Raw genomic sequence first — 7,981 nt, 5'->3', positions numbered from 1 at the left:
CCCCGGCTCCCGCTCCCACTCCCACCACCGCTCCGGCAGCATCTCCCGCTCCTGCACCTGCCTCACCGGCTCCCGCGCCTGCTGCCGCACCGGCTCCAGAGCCGGCGCCTGCCCCGGCACCGACACCGGCGGCGGCTCCCGCCCCGGCGGCACCTGCGCCTGCACCCGCACCGGCCGCAGCCGCAGGCATTCCCGCCGACATCAAGGTGCCCAGCGATCCGGTGGCCAAGGCCGCCTTCGACGTCCTGGACAAGCATTGCTCGCGCTGCCACCAGAACGGCATGCTCAACCGCGAGAAGCCGGCCAAGAATTTCGGCAATATCCTGCATCTGGACGAGATCGCCGCGGATCCGCACCTCGTTCAGGCCGGCAATCCCGAGGGCTCCAAGCTGTTCCAGCAGGTGCTCAACAAGGAGATGCCGTATGACGTGAACTACGAGTTCGACACCACGAAACCGGAAGTCACGACGGCGGATATCGAGGCCTTGCGCACCTGGATCAAGGCCACCGGCGACCAGGAGGCCGCCGCCTGCACCGGGCGCAAATTCGTCACCTCCGAAGACATCGTCGCCGCGATCTCGGCCGACCTGCAGAAGCAGGACGATCACCGCGTGCGCGGCATGCGCTATTTCACGCTGACCAATCTCTACAATGCCTGCGCCAGCGACGAGGCGATGAACGTCTATCGCCAGGGCCTGGTCAAGCTGATCAACGGTCTCGGCCGCCGCTCCGACGTGGTGAAGCTCGCCACCGTCGACGAAGCCAAGACCATCGTGGGAATCAATCTCGAGGACCTCGGCTGGCAGGAAAGCGACTGGAATACGGTGCTTGCCAATTATCCCTACGCCGCCAAGCCGGATGTGCGGGCCTACGACTTCATCGCCCAGCAGACCAACACCGAGCTGCCTTATGTGCGCGGCGACTGGTTCGCCTTCACCGCGTCCCAGCCCCCGCTCTATGATACGCTGCTGCAGCTGCCCAACGACTTCCCCGGCCTGACCGACAAGCTGGGCGTGCCGATGGCCGACAACATCAACAAGTTCATCGCCCAGCGCGCCGGCTTCCAGAAATCGGGCGTGTCGCAGAACAACCGCCTGATCGAGCGTCATCCGATCAGCACCGGCTATTTCTGGACCTCTTATGACTTCGCCGGTTCGAAGGGCAAGCAGAGCCTGTTCCTGCATCCGCTGGGTCCGGAGCAGGACGGTATCGCCAACGGCTTCCATCATGACGGCGGTGAGAGCATCTTCTCCCTGCCCAACGGCTTCCAGGGCTATTATCTCAACAAGTCCAACGGCGAGCGCCTCGACAAGGGACCGACGCAGATCGTGCGCGATCCCTCGCGGCGCGACCTTTCGGTCACCAATGGCATTTCCTGCATGGGCTGCCACGACCAGGGCATGCGCAAGGCCAAGGACGAGGTGCGCAAGGCGGTGACCGCCGACCGTTCCTTCTCCAAGGACATCCGCGATACCGTCGCCTCGCTCTATCCCGACAATGCCAAGATGGATGCGATCATCGAGGACGACTTCCAGCGCTTCAACTCCGCGATGAAGCGGGCCGGCCTCGACCCGACGCTGAAGCTGGCCGGCGTCGAGATGACCAACGCTTTGTTCAAGCGCTATGAGGACGACCTCTCGCTGCGCCGCGCGGCAGCCGAATACGGCTATCCGCCGGAAGAGTTCAAGCAGCGCTTCATCGACGCCGGCCCCGAAGCCATCGCCCTGATGCGTCGCCTGGAGCAGGGTATCGTGCCGCGCGACCAGTTCGAGCAGCTCTTCCTGAAATTCGTGGAGGGGGCCACCGAGGATCGCGTACTCGATACCTCCAAGCTCGAAGGCGCTCAGGCCGTGGCGCCCCCGATCGACAAGCCGGCATCCGGCGGTTCCTTCGATCTACAGCTGACCTCGGACAAGAGCGCCTATAACATCGGCGACAAGGCGGTGCTGCAGGTGATCTCCACCCGTGACTGCAACCTCTTCGTGGTGAACGTCGACAAGATGGGCACGGGCACCATCATCTTCCCCAACAAGTTCCAGACCGAGAATGCGGTCCGGGCGGGAGAGCGTGTGGTGCTCGGCGGTTCCGGCTCGAAATTCGCCTTCAAGCTGCGCGATCCCGGCCAGGAGAAGGTGGTGGCGGTCTGCCGCGTGGGCAATGCGACGCGCAGCATCGCCGGCACGACGGTCGATCCGGTGGCCAACAGCTTTGCCTCGATCCCCAATTTCGAGCAGGGCCTGACCCGCCAGATCATCGTCGAAGCCAATGAGGACCGCCAGCAAGCCTCCGGCCTCGACAATGACAGCCGCAAGCAGGCCCAGTTCGCCAAGATCCAGCAGGCCCTGGGCAACAAGGTGGCCCCCGGCGCTCCCGACGCCGCCAAGCAGTCGGTCGCGTCCACCGCCATCGTGATCCCGGTGCGTTGAGGGAGGTGAGGATGGGCGTCTCCTTCATCCTGAAGCTCAGCGCCGCCACGGCCATCGGCCTAGCGGCGGCAAGCGCAGCCCTGGCCGATTGTGCCAGCCTGGATGCGCAGGTGAAGGCGGCGATCGGGGCCGGCAAGGCGGATGCCCTGCCGGCGCTGGCGGATGCGATCGCCAAGGACACGACCTGCGACAGCGCCTATGTCGCCAAGGCGCGCCGCTCGATCGCCCTTGCCGTCCTGCTCGGCGGCGAACAGGCGAGCGGAGGCTACAGTCCGCAGGCCGTCGCCAGCGCGGCGGCGATCGCCCGGCCCTGGCAGGTGGCGATGGCGCTGGGTGACGTCAAATATGACGGCAAGGACTATCCGGCCGCTGTGGAGGCCTATGAGGCAGCCATCAACGACATCCGCAATGTCAAGGACGTGCCCAAGGCGCCACCGCGCGAGATCGAGGAATATCTGGCCAAGCGCGCCTATCAGGCCAAGTCGCTCGCGCCCAGTTATATTTCCTCGCGCGGGGTACGGGGCCAGGCCGAAGGCGTGATGGTGCCGACCTTCCGCAATTTCACCGCGGTGTCCGTGCCGGTGCCGATCCGCTTCAACACCAATGAGGCGGTGCTGACGCCGGACGGCGACAAGGCCGTGGACGACCTCTTCAATTTCCTCAAGACCCAGAGCGCCGGCTCGGTGATCCTGACCGGCCACACCGACGAGCGCGGCGATCCCCAATACAATATGGGCCTGTCGCGGGCCCGGGCACAGACCGTGGCCGAGGCCCTGCGCCATCGCGGCCTGACCCTGGTGATCCGAGTGGAGGGGCGCGGTGCCCGCGATCCCTTCGCGGCCGACGACCGCTCCAAATACAGCCGCGACGACCTCTATTCCTTCGATCGCCGGGTGGAATACCAGGTGAAGTGACGGAGGGCGGGGCCTCCGCGGCCCCGCAGCCGGCGCTGGCGGCTCGGTCTCGCATTTGTCCGATTATTTCGCTGTCCAGCCCGCAGGTTCACTTGACTTTGGACCGGTGCTCCCGGACCTTTTGCCTCCCTGACGGTTCAGAGGCCGCAGGAGGAGGAAGGGTTTCCAGAGGAGAGCCATATGAAGTTTTCACGTCGCATTGCAGGCGCCGCGCTGACGGGGGCCGCCATGGCCCTGGCGCTGGGGCTTGCCGGCCCGGCATCGGCCCAGAGCCTGAAGAAGGTCGGCATTTCGGTCGGTTCGCTCGGCAATCCCTTCTTCGTCGCCACGATCAAGGGCATCACCGACAAGGCCAAGGCCATCAATCCCAACGCCGAAGTCACGTCGGTCTCCTCCGATTACGACCTCAACAAACAATTCACCCAGATCGACAATTTCATCGCCGCCGGCGTGAACGTCATCATGCTCAATGCCGTCGATCCGCAGGCGATCCTGCCGGCCGTGAAGAAGGCCCAGGCTGCCGGCATCGTGGTGGCGGCCTTCGACGTCGGGGCGGCTGGCGCCGACGTCACCGTGATGACCGACAACGTCAAGGCGGGTTCCGAAGCCTGCCAGTACATCGTCGACCAGCTCAAGGGCAAAGGCAGCGTGCTGATCGTCAACGGGCCGCAGGTCTCTTCGGTGACCGATCGCGTCAAGGGCTGCAAGGAGGTGTTCGCCAAGAACCCCGACATCAAGATTCTCTCCGACGACCAGGATGCCAAGGGTTCGCGTGACGGTGGCCTCGCGGTGGCGCAGAGCCTGCTCACCCGCTTCCAGAAGGTCGATGCCGTCTTCGCGATCAACGATCCGACTGCCATCGGCGTCGAACTCGCCGCCAAGCAGCTCAACCGCAGCGAATTCTTCATCACCAGCGTCGACGGTGCGCCGGATATCGAGGTCCAGCTCAAGAGCGGCACCTCGATGATCAAGGCGTCTGCGTCGCAGGATCCCTACGCCATGGCCGGCAAGTCTCTGGAGCTGGCGGCCGGGATTATCGATGGCAAGAAGCCGGATCCGAACGTCATTCTGCTCGATCCCGTGCTGATCACCAGCGAGAACCTGGCGAACTACAAGGGCTGGGAAGCTGCCCGCTGAAGCTACCCGGGAGTGCGGGCGTCCCCGCCCGCCTCTTTCCTTCCCTAGGCAGGCAAGGCTTGTCCAGAAGACGCGTTCCAGGCGCGCGGGCATCTTGCCCGTGCATCTGGCGCTTCTTCATGCAAACGCGACCGTCGTGCTGGATAACCCTCGCCCGCTTGACTTGTCCTGGTTCGTAACCCAGAGTGAAACCGGTTTCACTTAGCAAAGAAGCGGGCATGCGCTTCGATCCCGCCATCCTGACGCCCTATGTCGGCTTCCTCGCCCAAGGGGCGCTGCTGACATTGGAGGCCTGTGTCCTCGCCCTGGCCGGCAGCCTCGTCTGCGGGGCGCTGGTGGCGATCGCGCGGACGTCGGCCTCGCCTTGGTTGCGGCGGGTCGCCTTCGTCTATGTCGATCTCTTCCGCAACATCCCCTTCATCGTGCAGCTCTTCTTCTTCTATTATGGGCTGCCCGAGATCGGCATCTATCTCAACGCCTTCGCTACTGGCGTGATCGCGCTCTCCATCGCGGGCGGTGCCTTCGCCTCCGACGTCATCCGCTCGGGGATTCTCGCCATCGACACCGGCATTCTGGAGGCGGCGGAAGTGAGCGGCCTGTCGAAGCGCACCATCTTCACCCGCATCGTCATGCCGATTGCCCTGCGCACCTCGATCCGGCCGCTCGGCTCGGTGTTCGTCAATTTGATCCTGACCTCCTCGATCCTCTCGGTCATCACGCTGAACGAGCTGACCGGCACGGCAAAGATCGTGGCCTCCAACACCTTCCGCCCCTTCGAGGTCTATGCGGCGCTGCTCGTCCTCTATGCCGCCATGACCTACCTCATCTCGCTCGCCATCGGGCTCATCCATCGCCGCCTCAACCGGGACATGATGGAGCCTGTGCGCTGATGCGGTACACCGAATTCACCCCGTACGACCTCGTCCTGCTGGCACAGGGCCTCGGCGTCTCCCTCGGCCTGTTCGTCGGCACCACCCTGGCCGGGCTCGCTCTCGGGGCCTTACTGGCCGGGCTGCGCTTCTACCGTATTCCCGGGCTGAACCCGGTCCTGACGGCCGTAACCGAGCTGCTGAAGAACTCGCCCGTATTGGTGCAGCTCTTCCTGGTCTTCTTCGGCCTGCCGGCCTTCCTGAAGATCAACGTCACGCCCGTCACGGCGGCCTCGATCACCCTGACAGGCAATACCGCCGCCTTCGTCTATGTGATCGCCACCGCTGCCATCGACGCCGTCGGGCGCGACCAGCTAGAGGCCGCCAGGGTGTTCGGCCTCACGCGCTGGCAGGTACTCCGCCATGTCGTTGCACCGCAGGCCACGGCCTTCGCCATCGGGCCGCTGACCGGGCTCCTGGTCAACCAGCTCCAGGTCACCTCGCTGATCTCGGTGATCGGCGTGATGGACCTGACCAAGGTCGGCAACATCCTCAATTTGCGTACCCTCAAGCCCTTCGTGGTGTGGAGCGTGGTCGGCCTCTTCTACTACGCGGCGGCCAAGACGGTAGCCTGGCTGGGGGCGCGCTACGAGACGAGGCTCAGGGCCCATAGCGCCTGGAGAGGTATCTAGGGCGTGTCATCCATTATGGTTTGGAGCGAGATGAGGTCAAAAATGGCGAGATGGGAGGAGCAAGCGCTGCCAAGACTTGTGTCTTGGCAAGCGAAGCGACGCCGCAGATGGCCATTTTTCACCTCACCGCCTCCGGCGGCGGGGCGCTTTTGGCCGATTGGCGCGTCGCGTATCGTAGCAAGCCGAAAGGCTTGCGTCCTCACGCTTCTTCCACTCGGCCAAAATCGCTCCCGTCTAGCCCGAAACCATAATGGATGACACGCCCTACATGCTGAAAGTCGAGAAAGTCTGCAAGGATTTCGGCTCGCACCGCGTGCTCGACGGCGTGGATCTCGCCATCGAGCCGGGGCAGGTCGTCTCCGTGCTCGGTTCGTCCGGCTCGGGCAAGTCCACCCTGATCCGCTGCATCAACGGGCTGGAGAAGCTCGACGCCGGCCGCATCACCATCGACGAGTTCGACGTTTCCAAGCCGCGGGACCTCACCGAGGCGCGCAAGCGCTCGGCGACGGTGTTCCAGCTCTTCAACCTCTATCCGCATCTGACCGTGCTGCAGAACATCACCCTGGCTCCGCTGGAAGTGCTGCGCCAGGCCCGGGCCGAGGCCGAGCACCGCGCCATCGTCCTGCTGGAGCAGGTCGGCATGGGAGACAAGGCGGCCTCCTATCCGGCCCAGCTTTCCGGCGGCCAGCGCCAGCGCGTCGGCATCTGCCGGGCGCTCGCCATGAACCCGCGCTATCTCCTGCTTGACGAGGTGACGAGCGCACTCGATCCGGAAATGACCGCCGAGGTCCTGGCCATCCTGGCCAAGCTCGCCCGCACCGGCACCACCATGCTGTTCGTCACCCATGAGGTGGAGTTCGCCCGTCGCATCTCGGACCGCATCGTCTTCCTCGAACATGGAAGGCTGCTGGTCGACCTGCCGACCGATGCCTTCTTCGCCCCCGAGGTCGGGCGCGACCATCCGCGCATCGCACAATTCCTTTCGAAAATGCGGAAAGATTAGGCCCCCGATATGTTGTTGCTCGCCAATGCCGAAGCCTGGCCCGGATTCCCGCTCACGGTCGAGATGCTGCGGGCCGGCGCCGATAGCCTCGATGCCATGGTTGCCGGCATAGGCCGGGTCGAGGCGGAGCCGCGCGTGCGCAGCGTCGGCTATGGCGGCTGGCCCAATATGCTCGGCATGATGGAATGCGATGCCGCCGTGATGAACGGCACGACGAGGGAAATCGGTTCGGTCGGCGCCGTGCCCGATACCATCCCGGTCGCTGCCTTGGCTCAGGCCGTGATGCAACGCCTGCCCCATGTCATGCTGACGGGAGCAGGCGCCCGGCGCTTTGCCAGTGAAATCGGTTTCTCCGTCGATGAGGTGCTGATCGAGGATTCCAGGCGCGTCTGGCGCCAACGCCTCGAAACCGAACTCGACCCCGAGCAGTTGGCGCGTTTTCCTGACATACCGCTCGCGCCTTTGTCGCGCGCGATCACCGATCCGGAGCGAGTGAGGGACACCACCGTCTTTCTCAGCGCCGATGCAAGGCGCGGCAGCCATACCGCGACCTCGACCTCGGGCTGGGCCTGGAAATATCCGGGACGCCTCGGCGACAGCCCCATTCCCGGCGCCGGCTTCTATGCCGACAGCCGCTACGGCGCGGCCGCCTGCACCCATACCGGCGAGATGACCATGCGCTGCGCCACCGCGCGCACCATCGTGCTCGCCCTCAAGCTCGGCCGCTCGCTGCGCGAGGCCGTCGATCTCGCCGTGGAGGAGCTCGCCGAGCTCCGCGAGGGCTTTCTCGGCGGCGTGGTCATCCATGCGGCCGATGCCCAGGGCCGCCATGAGGTCGTGAATTTCCGCTGCGAGGGCGAGATCCGCTACTGGTTGTGGGACGATACGATGGCCGAGCCCGAGCTCCGGCCGGCAAGAACAATCTGACAGAGGGGAGTGC

At 64.9% G+C, this 7,981-nt stretch carries 7 protein-coding genes; all 7 read left to right on the top strand.

Annotated elements, in window-relative coordinates; genetic code table 11:
* On the top strand, positions 1-2,426 hold a 2,426-nt coding region (locus BA190_RS25775; protein ID WP_156771702.1), incomplete at its 5' end, for a DUF4384 domain-containing protein.
* A gap of 11 nt (positions 2,427-2,437) precedes the next feature.
* Positions 2,438-3,340 (top strand): OmpA family protein, encoded by a 903-nt coding sequence (locus BA190_RS25770; protein ID WP_068294564.1) that lies wholly within the window; start codon positions 2,438-2,440, stop codon positions 3,338-3,340.
* A gap of 180 nt (positions 3,341-3,520) precedes the next feature.
* The gene (locus BA190_RS25765; RefSeq protein ID WP_068294561.1) at positions 3,521-4,477 is read left to right on the top strand and encodes an ABC transporter substrate-binding protein; all 957 of its coding nucleotides are present in this window, start codon (positions 3,521-3,523) and stop codon (positions 4,475-4,477) included.
* A gap of 218 nt (positions 4,478-4,695) precedes the next feature.
* Entirely contained in the window at positions 4,696-5,367 is a 672-nt protein-coding gene (locus tag BA190_RS25760; protein WP_068294558.1) for an amino acid ABC transporter permease, read from the top strand.
* Positions 5,367-6,038: an amino acid ABC transporter permease gene (locus BA190_RS25755; protein ID WP_068294555.1), complete on the top strand. Its 672-nt coding sequence runs from the start codon at positions 5,367-5,369 to the stop codon at positions 6,036-6,038. Before BA190_RS25760 ends, BA190_RS25755 begins: the two co-directional genes overlap by 1 nt.
* A gap of 268 nt (positions 6,039-6,306) precedes the next feature.
* Positions 6,307-7,041 carry an amino acid ABC transporter ATP-binding protein gene (locus BA190_RS25750; protein WP_068294570.1) on the top strand — a complete coding sequence of 245 codons (735 nt, stop codon included), beginning with the start codon at positions 6,307-6,309 and terminating at the stop codon, positions 7,039-7,041.
* A 9-nt stretch (positions 7,042-7,050) separates the two neighbouring features.
* Positions 7,051-7,968, top strand: coding sequence for an isoaspartyl peptidase/L-asparaginase (locus tag BA190_RS25745; protein ID WP_068294549.1), 918 nt, complete (start codon positions 7,051-7,053; stop codon positions 7,966-7,968).
* The last annotated feature ends 13 nt before the right edge of the window (positions 7,969-7,981 follow it).

It is taken from the genome of Labrys sp. WJW, from assembly GCF_001676615.1.
GTDB lineage: Bacteria > Pseudomonadota > Alphaproteobacteria > Rhizobiales > Labraceae > Labrys > Labrys sedimenti.
This window is presented reverse-complemented; position numbering and strand designations above follow the sequence as displayed.